This is a genomic window from Amycolatopsis sp. EV170708-02-1 (assembly GCF_022479115.1).
Taxonomy (GTDB): Bacteria; Actinomycetota; Actinomycetes; order Mycobacteriales; family Pseudonocardiaceae; genus Amycolatopsis.
This window is the reverse complement of record NZ_CP092497.1, coordinates 1,954,539-1,975,334: the sequence shown is the minus strand read 5'-3', so window position 1 is coordinate 1,975,334 and position 20,796 is coordinate 1,954,539. Positions and strand designations below refer to the sequence as shown.

At 70.1% G+C, this 20,796-nt stretch carries 18 protein-coding genes and 1 pseudogene; 10 read left to right on the top strand and 9 right to left on the bottom strand.

The annotated features are described in order from the left end of the window. Nucleotides 1-4 precede the first annotated feature (4 nt). The 4 genes and pseudogenes from MJQ72_RS09065 to MJQ72_RS09050 all read left to right on the top strand — a co-directional run bounded on the left by MJQ72_RS09065 (nt 5) and on the right by MJQ72_RS09050 (nt 2,155). Nucleotides 5-1,147 carry a Xaa-Pro peptidase family protein gene (locus MJQ72_RS09065; RefSeq protein WP_240598671.1) on the top strand — a complete coding sequence of 381 codons (1,143 nt, stop codon included), beginning with the start codon at nt 5-7 and terminating at the stop codon, nt 1,145-1,147. After that, complete coding sequence (locus MJQ72_RS09060) at nt 1,144-1,596, top strand: Lrp/AsnC family transcriptional regulator (RefSeq protein WP_016334198.1); 453 nt, start codon at nt 1,144-1,146, stop codon at nt 1,594-1,596. Before MJQ72_RS09065 ends, MJQ72_RS09060 begins: the two co-directional genes overlap by 4 nt. A gap of 46 nt (nt 1,597-1,642) precedes the next feature. Next, the gene (locus tag MJQ72_RS09055) at nt 1,643-1,870 is read left to right on the top strand and encodes a hypothetical protein (RefSeq protein ID WP_007035425.1); all 228 of its coding nucleotides are present in this window, start codon (nt 1,643-1,645) and stop codon (nt 1,868-1,870) included. Continuing rightward, a pseudogene (locus MJQ72_RS09050) lies at nt 1,857-2,155 on the top strand (hypothetical protein). The gene MJQ72_RS09055 and the pseudogene MJQ72_RS09050 overlap by 14 nt, the downstream one beginning before the upstream one ends. Before the next feature lie 155 nt (nt 2,156-2,310). On the opposite strand, the gene MJQ72_RS09045 reads toward MJQ72_RS09050, so the two are convergent. Together MJQ72_RS09045 and MJQ72_RS09040 are read right to left on the bottom strand one after the other, a co-directional pair. Next, entirely contained in the window at nt 2,311-3,384 is a 1,074-nt protein-coding gene (locus MJQ72_RS09045) for a GDSL-type esterase/lipase family protein (RefSeq protein WP_240598670.1), read from the bottom strand. Nucleotides 3,385-3,454: 70 nt separating this feature from the next. Continuing rightward, nucleotides 3,455-4,357, bottom strand: coding sequence for a LysR family transcriptional regulator (locus MJQ72_RS09040; protein ID WP_240598669.1), 903 nt, complete (start codon nt 4,355-4,357; stop codon nt 3,455-3,457). 96 nt (nt 4,358-4,453) lie between these two features. Between MJQ72_RS09040 and MJQ72_RS09035 the strand changes: the two genes are divergently transcribed. Beyond that, a complete protein-coding gene (locus MJQ72_RS09035; RefSeq protein ID WP_240598668.1) occupies nt 4,454-5,293 on the top strand; it encodes an oxidoreductase in 840 nt (279 codons plus the stop codon). A gap of 1 nt (nt 5,294) precedes the next feature. Here the strand turns inward: MJQ72_RS09035 and MJQ72_RS09030 are convergent, their stop codons facing one another. Beyond that, the gene (locus MJQ72_RS09030; RefSeq protein ID WP_240598667.1) at nt 5,295-6,848 is read right to left on the bottom strand and encodes an FAD-dependent oxidoreductase; all 1,554 of its coding nucleotides are present in this window, start codon (nt 6,846-6,848) and stop codon (nt 5,295-5,297) included. A gap of 66 nt (nt 6,849-6,914) precedes the next feature. On the opposite strand from MJQ72_RS09030, the gene MJQ72_RS09025 reads away from it, so the two are divergent. After that, nucleotides 6,915-7,517, top strand: coding sequence for a TetR family transcriptional regulator (locus MJQ72_RS09025; protein ID WP_240598666.1), 603 nt, complete (start codon nt 6,915-6,917; stop codon nt 7,515-7,517). A 38-nt stretch (nt 7,518-7,555) separates the two neighbouring features. Here MJQ72_RS09025 and ovoA read toward each other — a convergent pair whose 3' ends face one another. Continuing rightward, nucleotides 7,556-9,826 carry a 5-histidylcysteine sulfoxide synthase gene (ovoA, locus tag MJQ72_RS09020; protein ID WP_240598665.1) on the bottom strand — a complete coding sequence of 757 codons (2,271 nt, stop codon included), beginning with the start codon at nt 9,824-9,826 and terminating at the stop codon, nt 7,556-7,558. Between the two features lie 198 nt (nt 9,827-10,024). Here ovoA and MJQ72_RS09015 point away from each other — a divergent pair, with 198 nt between their 5' ends. Both MJQ72_RS09015 and MJQ72_RS09010 read left to right on the top strand, forming a co-directional pair. After that, nucleotides 10,025-11,302, top strand: a complete 1,278-nt coding sequence (locus MJQ72_RS09015) for an ATP-grasp domain-containing protein (RefSeq protein WP_240598664.1) — start codon at nt 10,025-10,027, stop codon at nt 11,300-11,302. Further along, nucleotides 11,299-12,513 (top strand): MFS transporter, encoded by a 1,215-nt coding sequence (locus tag MJQ72_RS09010; RefSeq protein WP_240598663.1) that lies wholly within the window; start codon nt 11,299-11,301, stop codon nt 12,511-12,513. Before MJQ72_RS09015 ends, MJQ72_RS09010 begins: the two co-directional genes overlap by 4 nt. A 6-nt stretch (nt 12,514-12,519) precedes the next feature. Here the strand turns inward: MJQ72_RS09010 and MJQ72_RS44790 are convergent, their stop codons facing one another. The 4 genes from MJQ72_RS44790 to MJQ72_RS08990 form a co-directional block, all read right to left on the bottom strand. After that, nucleotides 12,520-13,650, bottom strand: a complete 1,131-nt coding sequence (locus tag MJQ72_RS44790) for a maleylpyruvate isomerase family mycothiol-dependent enzyme (RefSeq protein WP_315860844.1) — start codon at nt 13,648-13,650, stop codon at nt 12,520-12,522. Between the two features lie 73 nt (nt 13,651-13,723). Next, entirely contained in the window at nt 13,724-15,019 is a 1,296-nt protein-coding gene (locus MJQ72_RS09000; protein WP_240598662.1) for a M20/M25/M40 family metallo-hydrolase, read from the bottom strand. After that, a complete protein-coding gene (locus MJQ72_RS08995) occupies nt 15,012-15,839 on the bottom strand; it encodes a M55 family metallopeptidase (RefSeq protein ID WP_037337603.1) in 828 nt (275 codons plus the stop codon). The genes MJQ72_RS09000 and MJQ72_RS08995 overlap by 8 nt, the downstream gene beginning before the upstream one ends. A 42-nt stretch (nt 15,840-15,881) precedes the next feature. Beyond that, nucleotides 15,882-16,478, bottom strand: coding sequence for a hypothetical protein (locus MJQ72_RS08990; protein ID WP_240598661.1), 597 nt, complete (start codon nt 16,476-16,478; stop codon nt 15,882-15,884). A gap of 285 nt (nt 16,479-16,763) precedes the next feature. Between MJQ72_RS08990 and abc-f the strand changes: the two genes are divergently transcribed. Then, nucleotides 16,764-18,386, top strand: coding sequence for a ribosomal protection-like ABC-F family protein (abc-f, locus tag MJQ72_RS08985; RefSeq protein WP_240598660.1), 1,623 nt, complete (start codon nt 16,764-16,766; stop codon nt 18,384-18,386). On the opposite strand, the gene MJQ72_RS08980 is transcribed toward abc-f, so the two are convergent. Continuing rightward, a complete protein-coding gene (locus MJQ72_RS08980) occupies nt 18,370-19,635 on the bottom strand; it encodes a family 1 glycosylhydrolase (RefSeq protein ID WP_240598659.1) in 1,266 nt (421 codons plus the stop codon). The two genes, abc-f and MJQ72_RS08980, sit on opposite strands and share 17 nt — an antisense overlap. A 181-nt stretch (nt 19,636-19,816) precedes the next feature. Between MJQ72_RS08980 and MJQ72_RS08975 the strand changes: the two genes are divergently transcribed. Further along, nucleotides 19,817-20,662: an LLM class flavin-dependent oxidoreductase gene (locus MJQ72_RS08975; protein WP_240598658.1), complete on the top strand. Its 846-nt coding sequence runs from the start codon at nt 19,817-19,819 to the stop codon at nt 20,660-20,662. Nucleotides 20,663-20,796 lie beyond the last annotated feature (134 nt).

Genomic DNA, 20,796 nt, shown 5'->3' with positions numbered 1-20,796 from the left:
CATCATGTCGCGCCGTTCCCTTCACAACCCAGCCCCCGACGCCGCCAGCCTCCGCGCCCGCCTCGACCGGGCCCGCGCCGCGGCGGCCGCCGCCGACACCGACGCCCTGCTGATCGCACCCGGCTCGGACCTGCGGTACCTCATCGGCCAGGCCGGGGGCTCCTTCGAGCGGCTGACCACGTTGGTGATCCCGGCCGACGGCGTCCCGGCGCTGGTCCTGCCGAAGCTGGAGGCCCCCGGTTACGCCGACGTCCCCGCCGACGAACTCGGCATCGAGATCGTCACCTGGGTCGACGGCGACAACGCCTACGAACTGGTCGCCGACCGGCTGGGCAAGCCCGGCCGCGTGGCGGTCAGCGACTTCACCCCGGCCCTGCACGTGCTCGCCTTCCGCGGCGCGCTCGGCGACGCCGAGCAGACGCTGGCCGGGCCGATCGTGCGCGAACTGCGGATGCGCAAGGACGCGGCCGAGATCCAGGCGCTGCGCGACGCGGGAGCGGCGATCGACCGCGTGCACGCCCGCGTGCACGAATGGCTGCGCCCCGGCCGCACCGAGGCCGAGGTCGGCGCGGACATCACCGCCGCCATCGTCGAAGAGGGCCACACCCACGCCGACTTCGTGATCGTGGGCTCGGGCCCCAACGGCGCCAGCCCGCACCACGACGTCTCCGAGCGGGTCATCGAGCGCGGCGACGTCGTCGTGGTCGACATCGGCGGCCCGATCGCCGAGGGCTACAACTCCGACTCCACCCGCACGTACGCGGTCGGCGAGCCGCGTGACGCCGACGTCGCCGAGACGTACGCCGTGCTGCAGCGTGCCCAGAAGGCCGCCGTCGAGGCCGTCCGTCCCGGTGTCACCGCCGAGTCGATCGACGCCGCGGCGCGCGACATCATCGCCGAGGCCGGGTACGGCGAGTACTTCATCCACCGCACCGGTCACGGCATCGGCCTCGACGTGCACGAGGAGCCCTACATCATCAAGGGCAACGCGCTGCCGCTCGAGCCGGGCATGGCCTTCAGCGTCGAGCCCGGCATCTACCAGCCCGGCCGCTGGGGCGCCCGCATCGAGGACATCGTCGTGGTCACCGAGGACGGCGTCGAATCGGTCAACCAGCGCCCGCACGACCTGATCGTGCTCGACGCATGACCGGTTCCCTGGAGCCGCTGGATCAGGCCATCGTGCAGGAGCTGGCCGCGGACGGACGGCGCAGTTTCACCGATCTGGCGGAACGGGTCGGGCTTTCGGTGTCGGCGGTGCACCAGCGGGTGCGCCGCCTGGAGCAGCGCGGGGTCATCCTCGGCTACACCGCGCGGCTCGACGGCGAGCAGATCGGCCTGCCGCTCACGGCGCTGATCTCGCTGACGCCGAACGATCCGGCCGCGCCGGACGACTACCCGCAGCGTCTGGAGCACATCAAGGAGATCGAGTCCTGCTACTCGGTCGCCGGCGACGAGTCGTACATCCTCCTGGTCCGGGTGGCGTCGCCGCTCGGGCTGGAGGATCTGCTCCGCCGGATCCGCGAGTCCGCCAAGGTCTCGACCCGGACCACGGTGGTGCTGTCGACGCCGTTCGAGGGACGCTCGCCCACCCTGTGAGACGAGAGGAAGGGTGGGCTTGCGCGGCGCTGGTACGATAAAAGGTATGGCAACACGTAAGGTCACTCTCTCACTCGACAGTGGTGCGCTCGAGTTCGCCGAGCGGGCCGCGAAGGCACACGGGATCTCGGTCTCGTCGTGGTTGTCCAAAGCGGCCCGCAGGGAGGCCGTGCGCACCGGATACACCCCGCAGCGCGCCCCGGTCGAACCGTCCGCCGAATCGGACGAGGCCGAGCTGACCGCCGCGGAGAAGGATCTGCGTGCACAGGGGTGAAGTCTGGACGTACCACCCCCGACCGAACCGGCACGGCAGCGCACCGTCGTCCTGCTGTCCTCGGACGGGGTGAACGAATCCGAGCGGCCGTGGCTGCTCGGCACCGAACTGCTGGACCGTGATCCGCAGGACATCCTCGGTGTCGCCGTCGACGCGCGGTACTGGGTCTCCACGCTGAACCTCACGCGCCTGTACCGGCCGTGGTTCGACGAGAAGATCGCGGAGATCGACCAAGAGGTCCAGGAGCGCATCGACATCGCGTTGCGCGCCGCCCTCGACCTCTAGCCTCTGTTGCGCCGAGCGCCTTGAGGTCTTCGGGTTTCGGGGGCTGAAGGGGACTTTCGCCGCATGCGACGCGGGTAAAGCGCCCTTCACCTTGCGACCCGGCGCAGGCGCACAACGGCCGATGCCGATACGGATCTCCAGCGAGGATCCCGGCTCTAGCGCGCGACCACCTCGGGTGCAGCGTGCAGTTTGCCGTCGGGTCCGGAGAGGCACGACGCGTTGCCCGCCCGCGCGGCGAGGAACTCGTTGAGGCAGTTCGCGACCTGCGCGTGGCCGTTCGCGTTGGGGTGGAAGGACTCCTGCAGCGCGTGGCTCGCGCGGTCCACCTGGCCGAGGTCGCGCAGTTGCAGCGTCAGCCTGCTGAACCATTCGTTCGCCGGGTCGCTGCTGCACGCCTCGTGCCCGGCGCCGGCTCGCGACAGGTCGAGGAAGCGCGCACTGGTCGCCCTGGATGCCTGTTTGAGCCCGTCCGACAGGACGGAGACGCCGTCGCGGCGCATCCACTCCAGGTCCTCGGTGCGGAACGGGCAGCCGTTGAGGCTGCGCAGCGCTTCCGGGATCTGAGGGCCGACAGGCGAGGCGTACGACATCAGCACGAGCTGGTAGTCCGCGGGGACGTAACCCGCCTGCGCCAGCACCTTCTTGACGTCGGCGACGGCGTTGGTCACCTTCGGGACCATGGCGTCCACTTTGGACTTCCAGGTGGTGCGAAGTGCCGCGCTGCACGGCGGATTCTGCGGCGAGAACCACGCCTTGAAGCACTCGTTGACCTGAGCGGAGAACTTCGGCTCGTCGTTCGCGCCGATCGCGATCACCACCGCGGCGACCCGGTGGTCCTTGATGAGGTTCGCGAGCTGTTGCGCCTGCGACGGCTCCGTCCACTGCTTGGCCTCACCCAAGGCGATCTGCTCCGAGGGCGCTCCCGAACACGCGAGGTTGACGCGTGCGGTGACGTCGGGGATCTTGATCTGCTCGACGAAGGCGTTGGGGGAGCGGTGGCACCAGTTGCCGCCCTGTCCGTTGGTGGTGGGCGTGTAGTCGCCCGCGCCCTCGCCGGAAACGGTGCTGTCGCCGATGGAGACGACCGTCAGCGGCCCCGTCCCGGGCGGCCCTTGGCGCGGGGACGGCTGCCCCGGGCGGCTTTCCGACCCGGTAAAGGCAATGAACCCGACGAGAACCACCACGAACGTGAGCGCGAGAGCACCCCACCACCACCGGAAACGTCGCATCGTCACCGGATTCTACGGACCCCGTGGCCCGAGAGGGTGATCATGGCGGTGTGACGGTCGCGATGCCCGCTCAGCCCGCCTCCGTCAGATCCGTTCCGGCCGCCAGTTCCGTCACGATGTCGAGCACGCCTGGCAGGGCGGGCTTGTCGTTTTCCGGCGACCAGGCGACCACCGTCCGGGCCGTGTCGCCCGTCAGCGGCACGAACACCACCCCGCTCCGGCGCAGGCTGTGCGAAGACCGGGCCAGCCTGGTCACGCCGATTCCCGCGGCGACGAGACCGAGCAGCCCTTGTACGGTCGCGGCCCGCTGGACGACGCGCGGCGTGAAGCCCGCCGCCTCGAATTCGTCGTCATAACGGCGATGCCAGGGTTCCCAGGAGCTCCGTGGCGTGAGCACCCAGGGCTCGTCGGCCAGCTCCGCGAGCTTCAGTTCGGTCGCGGCGGCGAGCCGATGCCCCTCCGGGAGGACGGCACAAACCTCCTCGATGATCAGCGTCCGGGTCTCGAAACCCTCGATCAGGGGAGGCCGGGTGAAGATGAGGTCGTAGCGGCCGCTGCCGAGCCCGTCGACGAGCGGCGCGATCCGGGTGTCGTCCGTGGTGAGGGTGAGATCGGGCAACCGCTCGCGGACCGCGCGCACCACCGGCGGGAGCAGGTAGTTGGCCGTGGTGGTGAGGAAACCGAGACGCAGCGTGCCGAGTTCGCCGCGCACCGCCCGCTCCAGCACCGACAGCGCCTCGTCGTTGCGGGCCAGGACCGCCCGGGCCTCCGGCAGGAACAGCGAGCCGATTTCGGTGAGCCGGGTTCCCCGGCTGTCGCGCCGCAGCAGTTTCGTGCCGAGAACCCGTTCCAGCACGGTGATCTGCTGCGAAAGGGACTGCTGGGCGATGTGCAGGCGCCGCGCGGCCTTGGTGAAGCTCGCGTCCTCGGCGACGGCGACGAAGTAGCGCAACTGCCGCAGCTCGGGGGTCACAGGCTCTGACTGTAGCCGCACCAGGAAGCCGGTGTTGGCGGTACAGGTGCGGCCTTCGCACGATGGATCGCAGGAACTTCACTGGAGGAAACAGGAATGACGAAGGAAACCGACGGCCGTGTCTGGCTGATCACCGGCTGCTCGTCCGGGTTCGGCAGGCACCTCGTCCTGGCCGCGCTCGACGCGGGCGACCGCGTGATGGCCACGGCGCGCCGTCCGGAGACGCTGGCCGAACTGGAAGAGCTCGGCAAGGGCCGGGTGCGCGTCGCGGCACTCGACGTCACCGATCCGGCGCAGGTCGAGGCCGCCGTGCGGGCGACGCTCGCCGAGTTCGGCCGGATCGACGTCGTCGTGAACAACGCCGGCCACGGTTCGGTCGGCGCGGTCGAGGAACTGACCATGACCGAGCTGCGGTCGCTGATGGACGTGATGTTCTTCGGTGCCGTCGAGGTGACGAAAGCCGTCCTGCCACACCTTCGGGAGCAGGGAAGCGGCGCGATCGTGCAGATGAGTTCGATGGGCGGACAGCAGAGCCCGCCCGGTTTCGGGGCTTACTGCTCGGCGAAGTTCGCGCTGGAGGCGATGTCGGAATCGCTCGCCGCCGAGGTGGCGCCGTTCGGCGTCAAGGTGCTGATCGTGGAGCCCGGCGCGTTCCGCACCGAGTTCGGCGGCAGCCGGTTGCACCGCTCCCGGGTGATCGACGCCTATCGCGAATCCACGGGCGACATCCGGGATTTCGTCGAGGGGATGGACGGCTCACAGCCAGGTGACCCGGCGAAGGCCGCCGCCGCGATCCTGAAGGTGCTGGACAGCGACGACGCTCCGCTGCGGCTCGCGCTCGGCGACGACGCTGTCGACGGGCTACGAGCCACGCACGAGGCGAAGGCGGCGGAGCTGGCCGCCTGGGAGGAGCTGAGCCGCTCCACCGCCCTGTGACTCAGCCGAGCCAGCGCTGGATCGCGATGTCGAGCAGCTTCCGCGCGTGGTCGGTCGAATCGTCGGCCCAGGCGATGATCCCGTCCGGGCGCACCAAGAGACTCGGCTGTGCCACATCGGGATCCGCCACGTAGGCGACCCGGCTCTCCGATCCGGCGTAGCGGCTGTCGGCCGTGCGGTCCACGAGTACGAAGCGGCCGTCGTGAGCGTGGTCGGCGAGTCTCGTTCCTGACGCGAGTTCGACGTCCCCGGCGATCGAGCCGACCGGCTCGGAGGCGTCGTCGGCGACGTCGTACCGCTGCAGGATTCCGGAGGAGAGCGCGATCATGCGGTTGGTCGCGCCGGGGACCGCGAAGAGTTCGCCGCCGACGACCTTCCGCAGCTGGGCGGTCCGTTCGTCGCCGCGCATGAGCGCGACCTGGGCCCTTGTCCAGTCCAGGACCCACGCGCCGATCGGATGCCGTTCGGCGTGATAGGTGTCGAGCAGCCCCGCCGGCGCGTGGCCCTGGACGGTCGCGGCGAGTTTCCAGCCGAGGTTGACCGCGTCGCCGATGCCGAGGTTCAGGCCCTGTGCGCTGAACGGCGAGTGCACGTGGGCGGCGTCGCCCGCCAGGAGCACCCTGCCGCGGCGGTAGGCCCGTGCCTGGCGCGCGTTGTCCGACCACCGGGTCGCCCGGCCCCGCAATCCCGTGATCGTCACCGGGACGCCGGTGACGTCGCGAACCGCGCTCTGCAGCTCGTCGACGGTCACGGGTGCGTTCTTGTCCTCCGGCTGTGGCGCGAACCTGGCGACGAGGATGCGTCCCGGCACCGGGCCGTAGGTGTAGATACCGCGAGGCGTCCAGTTCCAGCCCCGGCGCAGTTCGCTCGGGTCGTCGAAATCCGCGATGGCCTGATAACCCACGAGTTCCGGGTCGGTGCCCGCGAACTCGACACCGAGCCGTTTGCGGACGACGCTTCGGCCGCCGTCGGCGGCCACGACCCATCCGGCGCCGAAGTCGCCGGCGCTGGTCTTGACGACCACGTCGGCGTCGTCGTCGAGCCCGGTGCCGGCGCTCCGTAGATCCCGCACCTCGACGCCGCGGCGGATCTCGACGCCCAGCCGGGCGCAGTGGTCGCCGAGCAGCAGTTCGAGATCGTGCTGGGGCACCAGGATCCCGTTGGCCACGGCCGTATGCGCGGCGAGCACCGGGTCGTCCTGGTCGACCAGGACGTGCCGGAACATGATCCCCGCGAAATGCCCGAGGACGGGGAACCGGCGGGAGGCCCGGCCCGCCGCGTCGGTCAGGTCGCGCACCGTCCGGTTCGAGCGGCCGCCGGTGAAGCCCTTGGCTTCGGCCAGGCGACGGCGCTGCACGTCCTCCGCGGCGGGCAGCAGGCCGCGCCGGTCCAGGATCTCGGCGGTGGCGACGTTGATCGACCCGGATTTGATCGTCGGATCCGGTTCTTCGAGCCGCTCCAGCACGGTCGTCCGCACTCCTCGCAACGCCAGTTCGCTCGCGAGGAACAGGCCGGTGGGCCCTGCTCCGACCACGATCACGTCGGTCCGGTTCATGATGTCTCCAAGCCTTACTGAGTAAACTTACTCGGTAAGGTTACCGAGTAAAGGTAGGCTTGTCACATGGCGAAGCGAGGAGACCGGGGCGGTTCGAGGACGCGGGCGCATATCGCCGAGGTCGCGACAGGGCTGTTCGTGGAGCGCGGCTTCGACGACGTCACGGTCGCCGAGGTCGCCGCCGCCGCGGGTGTTTCCAAGGTGACGGTGTTTTCGCATTTCGACCGCAAGGAGGACCTCGCGCTCGATCGGCTGCCCGACGCCGTCGGTATCGCGCGGGCGACCATCCGGGACCGGCCGGACGGTGTGGGGGTCGTCGAGGCGTTCCGCCTGATGACCCTCGCGCTCGCGGAGGAGCGGCATCCGTTGTCGGGGCTGAGCGAGGCGGGCGAGCCGCTCGCGCGCACCGTCGCCGGCTCGCGCGCGCTCATTTCGCGGCTGCGTGAGTTCGAGCACGAGATCGAGGCCGAGGTGGCCGATGAGCTCGAAAGCGACACCCGGTTCTCGGGTGACGGTGAGCTGGCCGCCGCGCTGATCGTCGCCGCGTACCGCACCGTCGCCGTGGCGACGACGCGTCGCCGCCTGGCCGGGGATGACCTCGGCGAGGTCGCCGCCGCCCACCGCGAGCGGCTGAACGCGGCGTTCGGCGCGCTGGCCAAGGCTTTGTGAAGCCTTGAGGGCGGGCCGCGGTGGCCCGCCCTCAAGGGTCAGCGTTTACGCCAGATGGAGACCTCCAGATCGGTGATCTCGTACCGGTGCCCGTCGGCCTTGGTCAGGCTCGGCTCCGTGCTTTCGGACAGCTGCTCGAACGCCTCGCCGAGGACGTTCGCCAGCTCGGCGGCCGACGCCCGGGGGAGTGCCACGAGGAGCAGCCCTCCGGCGCGCAGGAAGTTCTCCGAGCCGGCGAGCGGACGCAGGTAGCCCGCGGCGCCGCCGAGCCGGTCGAAGGCGTCGGCCACGATCACGCCGTCGAACGTGCCGAGCGCCGCGGGTGGGCGTCCGGCCTCGGCGAGGGTGAAGGACACGTCGCCGCCCGGCGCGATCGACGGCCGCCGCGCGTGCTGCTCGCCGCGCCCTGGTACCTGGAAGCCGACGTCCCAGCCTTCGGCCAGCCGCTTCGCCGTCGCGACGAACAACGGCCGGTCGTCGAGGCCGACGACCTCGATCGGCCGCCCGGCCAGCGAGAACGCCAGCCCGCCCGCCGCGGTGGCGAGATCGGCGACCCGCCGCAGCTCGACCCCGGCTTCGTCGGCGGCCTCGACGAACCTCCGGACCAGCCGGTCCGGATGGCCGACGGTCGCCGCCAGCGGATGCCCGGCCCGGCCGAAGACCTGTTCGGCGGTGCCGTACTGGCCGAGCAGAGCCCTGTCGAGGTCCGTCCGGGCAGCACCGTCCATAGTGGACTCCGGCGTGACGACCAGCCGGATTCCCGCCTGCTGCAGGAAATGCGGCCGGTAGAAGTGCCGCGCCCAGATGCTGCCCAGCTCGCCGGTGCTGATGTAGGCGCCGCCCAGGATCAGCTGATGCTGGCCGCCGTAACTGGGCACCGAGAAGTCCTCGTAGTAAGGGTGCGGCGTGAACCCTTCGAGCGGGTTGAAGGTGTCCTCGCTCCACGCCCACAGGTTGCCGCCGGCGTCGTGCAGGCCCTGCGACGTCGTCGGCGAGTGGTCGACCGGGCCCTCCGAACCCCAGGCCAGGCCCAGGTTGATACCCGTCTCACGCAGTTGCGCGCCGTCGAGCCGCATGACGACGTCGTCCGCGACACCGGGGCGTTCCGGAAGGTCGCGCAGCAGGAAGTACTCCGCTTCGGTCGGCAGCCGGTACTCCCGTCCGTCCTTTTCGGACCGCCAGGCGGCGAAGGCCTTGGCCTCGTGGTAGTTCACCACCACCGGCCAGTCCCACGGCATGTCGATCTCGTCGAACAGCGTGCGCAACCGGAACGCGTGCAGCCCGGTCGGTCCGGTGGGCACCCAGAACCGCGGCCATTTGGTGTTGCGGAAACGCCGCCACGCCTCGCCCTCCGCCGACCACAACTCCGGCCGCCGGTAACCGCCGTCGGCGACGAAACCATGGAACTCGCCGTTGCTCACCAGACAGCGGGCCACCTCGAAGTCCGGCAATTCCTGACGGCGCGAGCCGTACGCGCTGTCCCAGCCGTAGGACGGGAAGGACTGCGGCTTGCCCAGCCGGGCCGTGCGCCCGGGCACGGTGACGGTGCCGTTGGCGGGCACGGAATCCGGCTCGGGCTTACCGGTCTCGGTGGTGCGGCGCAGCGGCGACGGCGCGGGCCACGCGGCGGGCCGTTCGACCAGGCTCGGCCGCATTTCGCGGATCAGCACCGAACTGGTCTCCAGATGGATGCGATCGTGCTCGATCGCCAGCAGCAGGGCCCAGGCCTGGTCGTCCATCGTCACCGGACGCCCGAGATCCGGGGCGAACGGGGTGCGCTCGATGATGCCGACGACCGTCCGGTACACCTCGGCCCGGTAGTCCTTCACCTCCGAAACCGACGGCCACACCATGTCGTTCTTCGACATGTCGTCCCACGAGTTCTCGTCGACGCCCATCTCCAGGACATGCTCGAGGTAGGCGTCGATCGGCGCGTCCAGCAGCCCGGAGACCCGCAGCTTGTTGACGTACAGCGCGGTCGTGTGGCCGTAGTAGAAGATCATCGGGTGCCGCAGGTTGTGGTCCGGAGGACGATAGAACGCTTCCGCGCCCTTCAATCCGGCGAAGAGCACCTCGTGCAGCGTCCACGCGTTGTCGAAGTAGTCGAGCACCTCTTCGCGGCTGCAGACGGAGAGATCGGGCAGCGGCAGCGCTCTGATCTCGCCGGATTCGGCCACGCCCGGGCAGCGGCCGGGTTCGGGACGGACCCCGGTGTACCACCACTGTGGATCGCGGGCTCCGTTCAGCCGCTCGTCGGAGTGCTTGACCGCGTTTCTCTCCCAAGGTTCCAAGGTGGACGTCGACGTCATGTGACCTCACTTCGGTTCTGGGGCACTGGGGGCGGGTGCCGAAACCGTCGCATCTTCGAAAAGGTCATTTCCTCTCCATTCGTGCGTTGAATCGCGCGCCGGAAGAAGCCCGGCGCGAGAGCGCAAGCGGGGAGATGCCCGGTGATCGCGATGCTGGAACCGTCGGTGTCCCGATCCACCGGTTGAGAGGTGAACCTCTTGTCGACGAAGCCCTGTGTCGTGCTCGTGGACACCTACGAAACGGCCGACCACGGGTTGCCGCAGACCGCCCGGCACATCGCGCCGACGTTCATGGCGCTGGGCGCGGACTGTGTGCGTGTGCAGAGCGCGCCGGACGCCCCCGGGCAGTACCGCCAGTCCTCGCCGACCATGAGCAACTATCGCGAGAACATCGTCCACGACGGCGACCTCGCGAAGACGCTGGACGCGCTGGCGGTGCACCGGCCGGTCGCGGTCGTGGCGGGCGGCGAGTACGCCGTCGCGTTCACCGACGAGCTCAGCGAGGCGCTGGGAGTGCCCTCGAACGGCACCGCGCTTTCCCTGGCCAGGCGGGACAAGGCCGCCATGGGCGAGGCGGTCGCCGCGGCGGACCTGCCCGTCGCGCGGCAGCTGTCGACCGCGGACGAGGCCGAACTCGCCGCATGGCACCGCGAGGTGGGCGGACGGATCGTCGTCAAGCCGAACCGCAGTGCCGGCGGCGACGGTGTGTCCTTTTGCGACACTCCGGAGCGGTCCGTCGAGGCGCTGCGCACGATCACCGGCCGGCAGAACGTGTTCTCCGAGGACAACGATCTCGTCATCGCGCAGGAATACCTCGCGGGCACCGAGTACATGGTCAACACGGTCAGCATGGACGGCCTGCACCAGGTGTGCGACATATGGAAGACCTCGCGTTTCGCCATCAACGGGGTGTCCGACCTGCTCGGCGCCTGCCAGATCGTGCCGAGGCGCGGGCCGGGCCACGACGAACTGGTGAACTACGCGTTCGCGGTGCTCGACGCGCTGGGCATCCGGCACGGCGCCGCGCACGTCGAAATCAAGCGGACCCCACGGGGCCCGCGGCTGATCGAGGCGGGTTCGCGCCTTTCGGGCGGTGACCTGCCGCATCTGGCGCGGCTCGCGATCGGCGAGTCCCAGCTGGACTGGATGGCGGACGCGGTGCTGCGGCCGGAGAGGTTCCGCGAGCGGTGGGGCGAGGACTACCGGATCCAGCGGCACTACGCCTGGTCCGCGCTGCTCTCGCCGGTCGAAGGCACGCTCCGCCGGTACACGGTGCTCGACGAGATCGAGCGGCTGGAGAGCTTCCACGAGATGTTCGTGCTGACCGAACCGGGGAAACCGTTGCGCCGCACCGTCGACGACACGACGTTCCCGGTGGTGGTCACGTTCATGCACGAGATCGAGGAGTACGTCCTGCGTGATCTCGGCACGCTGCGGTACCTCGACGGCGTGGGCTGCTACGAGCTCGAACCATGACGGCGCCCGGGTTCCTGCGGACCCGGCTCGGCGGGCTGCCGAAGTCGTTCTGGGTGCTGTGGACGGGCACGCTCGTCAACCGGCTCGGCACGATGGTCCTGCCGTTCCTGGCGCTGTACCTGACCAGCGAACGCGGCCTTTCGGTGGCGACGGCGGGAACCGTGCTGGCCCTGCTCGGCATCGGCCAGGTGTTCTCGCAGCTGATCGGCGGCCTGCTGGCCGACCGCATCGGCAGGCGCGCGACGCTGACCGGCGGCATGCTCGCGACCGGCGCGATCATGCTCGTGCTGGGTTACGTCGAACGCCTCGAACTCATCGCGGTCGCCGCGCTCCTGCTCGGGCTGGCGCTCGACGTGTTCCGCCCGGCCACCCAGTCGATCGTGGCGGACCTGGTGCCCGGCGCCGACCGCACGCGGGCCTTCGGGTTGCTGCTGTGGGCGATCAACCTCGGTTTCTCGATCGCCATGGTGCTGGGCGGCACGCTGGCCCGCGCGGGCTTCACGACGCTGTTCTGGGTGGACGCGGCGACGTGCGTGCTGTTCGGGCTGCTGGTGTGGCGGGCGGTGCCGGAGACCCGTGGTGGCGGTGGCCCCCGAGAGCGGGGCGGCTTCACCGTCGTCCTGCGCGACCGGGTCATGGCCGGGCTGATGCTGGTCTCGCTCGTGGTGGCGTTCGTGTTCCTGCAGAGTCTGGCCACGTTGCCGCTGGCGATGCGCGAAGACGGCCTTTCCCCGGCGGGGTACGGGCTGGTGATGGCGGTGAACGGGATCGTCATCGTGGTCGTGCAGCCGCTCGTGGGGCATCGGCTGGGGCGGTGGGATCCGTCGCGGGTGCTCACGTTCGGGATTCTGGTGACGGGCTTGGGTTTCGGGGCCACGGCCTTCGCGTCGACGATACCGGTGTATGCGGTGTGCGCGGTGTTCTGGACCCTCGGCGAGATCGTGATCCAGTCGGTGGGTGTCGCGATCGTGGCCGAGCTCGCGCCGCCGCATCTGCGCGGCCGGTACAACGGCGCCTACGGCACGGCGGCGGGTCTCGCCGCGTTCGTCGCCCCGCTCGGCGGCACCCAGCTGCTGGTACTGGGCGCACCTGTGTTGTGGACCGTTTGCCTCGGGTTGTGCCTGGCCGCGGCCGTCGGCCAGCTGCTGCTCGGCAACGCGGTCCGTCGTCGGATGGCCACCACGGCGGTTCCCGTCGCGGCCGTCGGCTGACCGGTCTCAACCGTCCATTCTGGACGCGAGGATCGCCGCACCGGGGCCGGAAAGTTCGGGCAGTGCCACGCTCCGGCCGGCGATCGACAGCAGGACCGCCTCGCCGGGGCCGCGCACTTCCGGCCCGGATCCGGCCGACCAGTCCAGGTCCGTGGCGACGAGCCGGAGCCCGCGGGCGCGCTTGCCGGCCTTGACCGGCGGTGCGTAACGGGCGAAAGCCAGCGCATGACGCAGCCTTTCCGGCGGCACTTCGCGGGGAAACCCCAAGGGCCGCCGGATGTCCTGGTGGTGGAGCAGCCCGTCGAGCAGCGCCACCCGGCCACCGAACGCCGAGGTCAGACCGCGCGGTTCGAGGTGCTCCTCGAACCTGGCGATCAGCTCTTCCGGCGTCCGGTCCGGCTTTCGCGCGACCCCGAGCGCGTTCATCCGGTTCAGCCGCAGCCCGCCGCGGACGGCCTGGCCGATCAGGTCGCGGAAGCGCTGGGTGTCGTAGTCGACGACGTGGGCGACCACCTCGCGGACCGTCCATTCCGAACACAAGGTCGGCGCGTCCCAGTGTTCCGCGGACAGCGTGCGGAGGAACGCGGCGAAGTCCGCCCGTTCGTCCCTGGCGAGTCGCGCGACGGTTGGCATCGGCGGCCTCCTGTGGTCATTTGTGGTCGAGCCACCCGCAAACGTAGTAGTTCGTGTCCTCGTTCCGCTCGACATACCAGGAATAGACGACGTCGCCCGCGAGTTTGCCGATGCGCGCGTTCCGCTGGGTGCCTTGGCCTGGACCGTCACGAACTCCTGTCCCGATGGGACGGAGTACGGCAGCATCTCCCAACGCTCGACGTAATGCCCGTGGAGTTCGAACCCGAGCAGTGTCGGCCTCAGGCGCGGGCAGGTCCCGCTGCGCAGGGCGGTCATGTCGTGATTGGCCAGCCCGTTCATGTAGACCTGGAACACGCGGTCGATCGCGGCGGGTTCGAGGCCCGGCGCGGTCGACGTAGATGGCGCTGTCGGCGTCATGGTCACGGTCCGGGTCTCGGCCGGGGGAGCGGAGTACGTGGACTTCTCGGGTGGAGAGTCGGCGCGCGATATCGGGAACCCGCCCCGGCACGCCGAGAGGACCGTGCCGAGGCCGATCAGGAGCACGCACGCCCGGTGAAAAGCCTCGTGAGTGGTGAGGACGGTTCTAACCGTCCTCACCACTCACGAGGCGTGTGGCTCAGCAGTTCTCCAGGAAGTGCCGCAGCACCCGCGTGCCGAACCGCAGCCCCTCCACCGGGACCCGCTCGTCCACGCCGTGCGCCATCGCCCGGTACGGGAAGCCTTCCGGCAGCGACAGCGGCGCGAAGCCGTAGCAGTCGATCCCGAGGGGACTGAACGCCTTCGCGTCCGTTCCGCCGCCCATGCAGTAGGGGACGACGACGGCTTCGGGGTCCTCCGAACGCAGAGCGTCCGCCATCGCGTCGAACCACGGCGAATCCACCGGAGCCTGGACCGGCGGCTGGTGCGCGACGAACTCGCGGGTGACGCCTTCGCCGAGCATCGCGTCGATCTCGGCGAGCAGCTCCGGTTCGGCGCCGGGAAGGACTCGGACGTCCACCTGGGCCTGGGCCGAGGTCGGGATCACGTTCACCTTGTAGCCGGCGTCGAGCATGGTCGGCGTCGTGCTGTTACGGACCGTCGGCACCACCAGCGCCCCGGCGGGCCCGAGCCGGGCGATCGTTCCGTCCACATCGGACAGATCGACCGGGACGCCGAGCGCTTCCCCGGTGCGTTCGAGGAAGGCCTGGACGGTCGGGGTCAGCTGGACGGGCCAGCGATGCGCGGCGATCTTGCCGAGCGCCGTGACCAGCCGGGTGACCGCGTTCTCGTCGTTCGGCCGCGAGCCGTGCCCCGCGCGGCCCTTGGCGGTCAGGCGCAGGTGCGCGGTGCCGCGCTCGGCCGTCGCCACCGGATAGAGCCGCACGTTCCGGCCGTCGGCGGCGGGGACGTGATAGGTGTACGCGCCCGACTCGCTGATCGCGGCCGCGCAGCCGTCGAACAGCTCGCGGTGCGCCGCGGCGAGCCAGTGCGCGCCGTACTCGCCCTTGTCCTCCTCGTCGGCCACGAACGCCAGCACGATGTCCCGTCGCGGCCGGACGCCGGTGGCGAGGGCGGCGAGCACCATCGCGCAGAAGTCCTTCATGTCGACGGCGCCGCGGCCCCAGAGGAATCCGTCGCGGACCTCGCCGGAGAACGGGTCCACCGACCAGTCGGCGGCGTCCGCCGGGACGACGTCGAGATGCCCCTGCACGAGCAGGGCGGGCAGGCTCGGGTCGGTGCCGGGGACCCGGGCGATCACGTTCGCCCGGCGGGGCGCGGACTCGATGATCTTCGAGTCGATCCCGAGCCCCGACAACAGCGATGCCACGTACTCGGCGGCCTCACGCTCGCCCTCGGAGTCCCCGTCGCCGCGGTTCGTGGTGTCGAACCGGATCAGCCGCGAACAGACTTCGACCACGTCGAGCTCAGCCATAGATACCCTGCACCGCCCCGGCCGCGATCGCCGTGACGATCTTGAACGCCTTCATCGCTTCGGTCATGTCCGGCGCGTCGAAGCCGACCCGCCGCACGCCGATCTGTTCCACCGTCGGGATCACCGCCGCGGCCTGCGCGAGGTGGCTCGCGTCGAACTCGACCTCGATCCGGTGGGGAGTGGTGTACCGCTCGACCCGGCCCGCCCGGTTCATCGAGTCCGCCGCCGCCGACGACAGCAGTTCGGCCGTCCTGGCGGGCGGCAGGCAGATCGCGGCGTAGCGGCTGACGCACTCCTTCACCGTGACCAGCTCGGCTTCCGGCGCGTAGTCCTGGGCGTCGTCACAGGCCTTGTCGTCACCGGAGACGACCAGCACCGGGACGCCGTACTCGGCGGCCATCGCCGCGTTGAGCCTGCCTTCGCTGGCGGGGACGTCGTCCAGCCACACGCCGGTGATCTGATTCTCCAGGTACGTGTGGGACAGGACGCCGTCGAAACCCGCACCGGCGTGGTAGCCGAGGAAGACGACGCCGTCCACGCCACTGTCGATCCCCTGCATCATCGAGAGCGGCTTGTGCCTGCCGGTGAGCATGCGCGCCCGGCCGTCGAGGTCTTCGAGCAGCAGGTTCCGTTGCGAGGAATGCGCTTCGTTGACCAGCACGTCGGTGGCGCCGGAGTCGAACAGGCCCGCGATGGTGGCGTTGACGTCACCGGTGAACAGGCGGCGGAATCGCTGCCACTGCTCGGTGCCGGGGATGACGTCGTCGGTCCAGGTGACGCCGGTGGCGCCCTCCATGTCCGCCGAGATCATGATGCGCATGCGGGGCACCCTAGCCGAGGCTCTTTGCCCTCGCCGCCGGGATCAGGGCCAGGAACCGGAACGCGGGTAGACCGCCCAGGCGCGCTCCCAGGCCGCGGCCCGCTGCCGGTCGAGCACCAGCCGGACGACCCGCTGCAGCAGGACGAGCGCGGCGACCACCGCGAACCAGAGCCACAGGCCGACGAGCACGGAATCGAACACGGCCGTCGACGCGGTCCTCGGGGCGGTGGTGAGCTCACCGCGGGCGTCGATCCAGATCGGCATGGCCGATCCGGCGGGGCTGCCCGGCGCCGCGAGGACACCGCCGGTGTGCCGGGCGCCGCGCGCGTCGGTCCAGGTCGCCTCGGTGGTGGCGGTGTCGGTCCCGACGCTCTCGCTGTCGACGACGCGGATGGGCGCCGCCTTCAGCAGGTACGCGGTGGCGGGTGTGCGGCCGGTCGAGTCGGCGGCGGCCGCGGCGACCTGCCTGCCGTGGTTGGCCGAGCCGACGGCGGCCGCGACCGGGATGGCGAGCAGCGCCGCGAGGATCACGAGCTTGAGGAGGAGGGCTTCGAACCGGTCGGAGCCGCGAGCCAGCGAATTGTGACCAGGGAAGAGCCGTCGCCGGAACCGGGCGATCGGACCGCTGGACCCGTGCACGAGGAACCCCATTCCCTCAGACCGCGAAATACCTCCACCCTCGATTCTCGTCCACTGGGGCGCCGCTGTCGCGGTATGGGGACACAGACCACTCTGTGAACCCGTACACAACCTTTTATTCGTTTTGCCCGTCCGGGTTCTCCCGCTACCGTCTTCGGCATGGGGATTTTCTTCACTCTGTGATTCTCGCCTTCGACGCGGCCCTGGCGTAGAGCCTTCGCTCCGCCGGGTCGCGTCCTTCCTCGTCTGCTCTTTCTTCCTCGCGAGAATCAGGAGGACGCCCCTGTGCGCACCCCGCATCGAAATCCCGGAACACAACTCGTGCTCTCCGGTGTCACCAAACGCTTCGACGACCACGTCGTGCTCGACCAGATCTCCTTCACCGTCAAACCGTGGGAGAAGGCGGGCGTCATCGGCGACAACGGTTCGGGCAAGTCCACCCTGCTCAGGCTGATCGCCGGCCGCGACCGGGCGGACAACGGCACCGTGACCGTCACCGCGCCCGGCGGCGTCGGCTATCTCCCGCAGACGCTGGACCTGCCCGGCACCGCCACCGTCGGCGACGCGATCGACCTCGCGCTGGCCGACATCCGGGACCTCGAATCCCGGCTGCGGACGGCCGAAAAGTCACTCGAAACCCCGGAAGACCTGGCCGCGTACGGCGACCTCATGACCGCTTATGAAGCCCGCGGCGGCTACGAGGCCGACGCCAGGGTGGAGGTCGCCCTGCACGGGCTCGGGCAGCCGGGCCTGGATCGCGGCCGCGCGCTGGGCAGCCTGTCCGGTGGCCAGCGGTCGCGGCTGGCGCTCGCGGCCACGCTGGCCGCGTCGCCCGAACTCCTGTTGCTGGACGAGCCGACCAACGATCTCGACGACGACGCGGTCGCCTGGCTGGAGAACCACCTTCGCGGGCATCGCGGCCGGATCGTCGCGATCACCCACGACCGGATGTTCCTCAGCCGCGTCACCACGACGATCCTCGAGGTCGACGCCGGCCGCCGGACCGTGCAGCGGCACGGCGACGGGTACTCGGGTTACCTCGCGGCGAAGGAGGCCGCCCGGGCCCGATGGGTTCGGGAGTACGAGGAGTGGCGGCTGGAGAAGTCCCGCTACGAACGGATGGCGGACGTCAACATCGACCGGTTCTCGGCGATCCCGCGCAAGGCCCCGGCGGCCTTCAGCGGGGCTGGCGCGTTCCGGGCGCGCTCCCGGGCGCACGGGGCGATGAGCCGGATCCGGTCGGCCCGCGAGCGGATCCAGCGGCTGGAGTCGAACCCGGTCCCACCGCCACCCGAGCCGCTCCGGTTCACCGCGCGGATCGCCGCGGGGGAGACGGAGGCCGGTCAGTACGTGGTGAAGGCGAGCGAGGTGTCGGTCGACGGCCGTCTGCCGCGGACGTCGCTCAGCGTGCTGCCCGGCGAACGGGTCCTCGTGACCGGACCCAACGGGGCCGGCAAGACGACCTTGATGCGCGTGCTCGCCGGCGAGCTCGCGCCGTCGACGGGATCGACGGAGCGGGCGGGCCGGATCGGGTTCCTGCACCAGAACGGCGGGCTCGCGGCCGACGCGCGGACCGTCCTGAGGGTCTTCGCCGGAGACGGTGACGAGGACGAGGCGGCCGAGACGTTGCTGTCGCTGGGCCTGTTCCGGGCGCCGGATCTGCGCAAACCGGTCCGCGAGCTGTCCATCGGGCAGCGCCGCAGGCTGGAACTGGCCAGATTGGTGACGGCCAGGACCGACCTGCTGCTGCTCGACGAGCCGACCAACCACCTCTCCCCGGATCTCGTGGAGGAGATGGAGCAGGCGCTCGCGGCGTACTCCGGCGCGCTCGTGGTCGTCACCCACGACCGGCGGATGCGGCGGACGTTCGAGGGCAGGCGCCTCGAACTGGTCACTTCAGCGGCGTGAGCGGTCCGTCCACTTTGGCCGGATCGAGGCAGCTGTTCAGCCCGTCCACGAGTGAACAGAGCCCGGGCCCGCGTTTGAGCCGGTAGCCCTGCGGCACGCCACCCGCCTTCACCAGATCCTGGTAGGCGGGAACGGCGTCCGTGGGGCGCCGGGTCAGCGCGGGATCGGCGAGAGCGTCCACTGTGTACAGTCCGAACCGGGCGCGGTAGCTGCCCCATTCGTAGTTGTCGGTGAGGCTCCAGTAGTTGTAGCCGATGAGGTTCATCCCGTCGGCCTTGGCTCGCTGGAGCCAGTACCCGGTGTCGCGCACGTGATCGCCGCGGGTGTAGTCCGCGTCGCGGAGCTTCCCGTTGTCTGTCGCCATGCCGTTCTCGACGATGTACAGCGGCAGGCGCGGGAACCGGTTGTGGTAGCTGCGCAGCGCGTAGTAGATGCCTTCGGGCTGGAGCTTCACGTCCCAGAACTTGTCGGTGGCGGCGGCGAACACCGTCCAGTTGTCGATGCTGAGGCCGTAGTAGTAGTCGATGCCGATGAAGTCGAGCTTGTCCTTGACCTGGTCGAGGAAGAACCAGTCGGCCATCCCGTTGACCCCGGTGATGTAGGCCTGGTTGCTGGTGACCTTCGCGGTCGGGTCGAGTTCGTGGATGAGGTCGTAAGCCCGCCGGTGCGCCTGGACGACGTTGGACTGCGCCGCGAAGTACCGCGTGGCGTCCAGCGCGCCGACCTTCTGCTCGTTCCGGAGGAAGATGAGCGGCTCGTTGAACGTCACCCAGAGGACGTCCTGCCCGGCGTAGCGCTGGACGATCTTCCGGCTGAACTCCAACCACGCGTCGGCCGTCCGCGACTCGGCCCAGCCGCCCTGATCGAGTGCCCAGCCCGGGTAGACCCAATGGTTGAGCGTGATCATCGGCGTCATGCCCGCGGCGCGGACCTGCCGGAACACGTCGTCGTAGAAGGCCAGTTCGGTTTCGTCCCACCGGCCGGGCGAGGGTTCGACGCGAGCCCACTCGACACCGAAGCGGTAGGTGTTGACGCCGAGACCGGCCGCGAGCCGGATGTCGTCGGGGTAGCGGTGCCGGAAGTCCACGGAGTCGCGGTACTCGTCGACGCCGTCCTTGCCGGCGGAACGGTCCACGAACCGTTTCCAGTTGCTGTCCGGTGCGCTGCCCTCGGACTGGTAACCCGACGACGCGACACCCCAGTAGAAGTCCCGGGACCAGTCGTCATCCTGCGATGCGGACGCGTTCACCGCCGAAAGTGTCGCGCATAGTGAGACGGCGACCACCGAGGACAACACCCGGCGTAACCTTCTCCGATGCTCCGGCCACTTCGTCGATCGTTCACCGTCGTCCGCCATCTTCCGGACGCTAACGTGAGTGAACGGCGTAAACAAGCGGCCGTCCGGGGACTTCGACGATGACGTTGGGGAGATGATCGACTTGACCGGCAGCACGGTCCGCCATGCCGTCTATCTGCCGCCTTTCGGCCCGTTCGGTGAGCCGGGCGTGCTCGTCGACCTCGCCGTGCGCGCCGAGGCGGCGGGCTGGGACGGATTCTTCCTGTGGGACCACGTGGTCGCGGACACCATGCCCATCGCGGATCCCTGGACGACGCTCGGCGCCATCGCGCACGCGACCAGCAGGCTGCTGTTCGGCCCGATGATCACGCCGCCCGCCCGGCGCCGCCCGTGGGTGGTCGCGCGGCACGCGTCGACGGTCAGCCGCCTCTCCGGCGGCAGGCTGATCCTCGGCACCGGTCTGGGGTCGGACGAATCCGGTGACTTCAGCCGATTCGGTGAACAGACCGACCTGCTCACCCGGTCGGCGATGTTCGACGAAGGCCTCGACGTCATCCGCGCGATCTGGTCCGGCAGGCGGTTCGACCACGACGGCGCGCACTACCAGGTCGCGCTCGCCGAGGCCCCGCCCGAGCCGTTCCCGATCCCGATCTGGGTGGCGAGCTCCACCGACAACCCGCGCGTCGTCCGGCGGGCGGCGCTGTGCGACGGGATCTTCCCGAACCCGGAGGACCACACGCCGACCGCCGAGGAGATCGCCGAGACCCACCGTGCGCTCGGTCTCGCCGGACTGGAGCCGGGCCGTCCCTTCGACGTCGCGGTGGCGGGGAACGCGAGCCCGGCGTGGGAGGAACCGATCAAGGTCGATCTGCCGTCGCTGGGGCAGGCCGGGATGACCTGGTGGATGGAGTCGCTGATGCATCTCGATCCGCTGGAGCTCTCGCAGAAGATCGTGGACGCCGGTCCGCCTCGGTGGTGAGGGGCCGATCGGTCTCGTGAGTGGCAAGGACGGTTCTAACCGTCCTGAACACTCACGAGACCGACGTGTGTCCACAGTGGACCAGCACTGCGCCGTCCGCAGGATTTCGTTGCTCCGAACGACTTCATCGCCCT